Source organism: Streptosporangium sp. NPDC006013 (assembly GCF_040614275.1).
In the GTDB taxonomy this organism is placed as follows: Bacteria; Actinomycetota; Actinomycetes; order Streptosporangiales; family Streptosporangiaceae; genus Streptosporangium.
Window position 1 is genome coordinate 1 of sequence record NZ_JBEXUE010000989.1, and the last position, 1,088, is coordinate 1,088.

The 1,088-nt window shown below is 69.9% G+C and carries 1 protein-coding gene; it reads left to right on the top strand.

The window, feature by feature from the left end; all coding sequences use genetic code 11:
* Positions 1-12 precede the first annotated feature (12 nt).
* Positions 13-1,088: beta-ketoacyl reductase (locus tag ABZ260_RS51495; protein WP_355633364.1), on the top strand; the 1,076-nt coding region annotated here is incomplete at its 3' end.

The following is a 1,088-nucleotide window of genomic DNA, read 5'->3' on the forward strand; positions in this document are numbered from 1 at the left end:
GAGGTTTCGCCGGTGGCGGTGCTCGGTCTGGACCTGCTCGGTGTCGCCGGGGTTTGGCAGGCGGACGGGCAAGTGGTTTCGGTTCATGGGGATCTGGCGTCGTTGGTGGAGGCGGGTCCGGTGCCGGGTGTGGTGCTGGCCGAGGTGGTCGCGGACCCGGCTGGCGGGGTGGTGGAGTCGGCGCATGAGCTGGCCGCCCGCGTGTTGGGTCTGGTGCAGGGATGGCTGGCCGATGAGCGGTGTGGTGATTCTCGGCTGGTGTTCCTGACCAGGGGTGCGGTCGCGGCCGGTGACGGCGAGGTGCTGGCTGATCTGGCGGCTGCGGCGGTGTGGGGTCTGGTGCGGAGCGCGCAGTCGGAGAATCCCGGCCGGTTCGTGCTGGTGGATGTGGACGGGCAGGAGATCTCTTCGTCGGTGCTGCCCGGGGTGGTGGCGTTGGGTGAGCCGCAGGCGGCGGTGCGCGGCGCTGAGGTGCGGGTTGCCCGGCTGGCGCGGGTGGAGATCGGCTCTGACCTTGGGGAGAAGGTCGAACGGTCGTGGGATTCGGAGGGGACGGTGTTGATCACTGGCGGTACCGGTGGTCTGGGTGGGTTGTTCGCGCGGCATGTGGTGGCCGAGCGTGGGGTGCGGCATCTGCTGCTGGTCAGCCGCCGGGGCTTGGACGCTCCGGGTGCGGTGGAGCTGCAGGCGGAGCTGATCGCGCATGGTGTCGAGGTGACGATCGCGGCATGTGATGTGGCGGATCGGGATCAGGTGGCGGCCCTGCTGGCCGGGATCGATGCCGATCATCCGTTGACCGCGGTCGTTCACACCGCTGGTGTGCTGGATGACGGGACGATTGCGTCGCTGTCGCCCGAGCGGCTGGACAGTGTGTTTCGGCCGAAGGTGGACGCGGCGTGGTATCTGCATGAGCTGACTCAGGGCCTGGATCTCGCGGCGTTTGTGGTGTTCTCGTCGGTGGCGGGGACGTTCGGCGGGGCGGGGCAGGGCAACTACGCGGCGGCGAACGCGTTCCTGGACGCGCTGACTGAGCTTCGGCGGGCTGCAGGGCTGGCCGCGCTGTCGCTGGCGTGGGGTCCGTGGGCGCA